This window comes from Kitasatospora sp. NPDC004799, from assembly GCF_040609095.1.
Lineage (GTDB): Bacteria > Actinomycetota > Actinomycetes > Streptomycetales > Streptomycetaceae > Kitasatospora.
The window spans coordinates 1-1,080 of the sequence record NZ_JBEXJK010000840.1; the positions used below are offsets into that span (position 1 = coordinate 1).

2 protein-coding genes are annotated in these 1,080 nt (G+C 75.9%); both read left to right on the plus strand.

Translation table 11 applies throughout. The features are described 5' to 3' along the window. Nucleotides 1-425: 425 nt before the first annotated feature. Nucleotides 426-617, plus strand: coding sequence for a thiazolylpeptide-type bacteriocin (locus tag ABZW03_RS41200; RefSeq protein ID WP_355270048.1), 192 nt, complete (start codon nucleotides 426-428; stop codon nucleotides 615-617). Between the two features lie 108 nt (nucleotides 618-725). Further along, nucleotides 726-1,019, plus strand: a complete 294-nt coding sequence (locus ABZW03_RS41205) for a hypothetical protein (protein WP_355270050.1) — start codon at nucleotides 726-728, stop codon at nucleotides 1,017-1,019. The last annotated feature ends 61 nt before the right edge of the window (nucleotides 1,020-1,080 follow it).

Consider the following 1,080-nt stretch of genomic DNA (forward strand, 5'->3'; position numbering starts at 1 on the left):
GCCCGTGCGCCGCCCGCGGCCTCCCCCGCGCGCCGCGGCTGGCCGAATCCGGGCGGCTCCGGTCCGGCCGCTCCGCCGTCGGGGCACGGGCCCACCGGGTCGAGCGAACGGGGCAGGAGGCGTGAAGTCCAGGTGAAGGATCCGTCGACGGCCGCGCGGGGCCCGGCGGCGTACGGGCGGGGCCCGGCGGGGTACGAGCGGCCTGGCGAACCGGAGCGGATTACCGGCCAATGTGATCGCGGGCCCCTCTCGGCGGGGCGGATCGCGATCTAAACTCGGCGAAACGGTGGGGCCAGGCCGGCATCGATCCGAGCCGAGCCGTGCGCCCACGGGGGACCATCCGCACCATCCGCGTGAGCCGTGCGCGTTCGAGCGCGCACGCCGCGACGCCGCCCGACTCGTCCTTCACCCCAAGGGAGCCTGCCATGTCCGAGCTGCCCATCACGAACGACCTGGGCCTCGACCTGCACGACCTCGACCTCGGCGAGCTGACCGTCACCTCGCTGCGCGACGCCATCGCGCTGCCGGAGGGCGGAGCATCCAGCAACCCCGCCTCCAGCTCCTGCCAGTCCTCCTCCAACTCCAGCATCGTGCACCCGCCCACGACGCAGTTCTGAGGGCCGACGGTACCGGGCAACGCCGCTCGGTACCGGACCACCACGGAGCCCGGCGCGTTCGCACCCGCAACGCGCCGGGCCTCCCCCGTCCACCGGAGGTCGCCCACCGTGCCCACCCGCGCCCCGTCGGCGCCCGTCCCGCCGGTCCCCGCGACCACCGCGGCGTACGCGCTGGTGCGCGCCGCCGTGCTCGCCCGGGCCGCGCAGTCCGCCCCCTCCGCCCGCGTCCGGGACCTGCTGGCGCGGCTCACCGCCGCGGAGGCCGCCGACACCGAGCTGCGGCCGCTGCTCGCCGACGACCTGTACGCCAGCCGGGCCGGACACGACGAGGAGTTCCACCGGCGGGTCGTCCTGCCGCTGCGCCGGGACCTCCCAGCGGAACCGCCGTCCCTGACGTTCTGAGCGCATCGCGCCCACCTCCTCGCGTCTGCGATGGGTCGACGAGGCAGTCGAGTCACTGTCT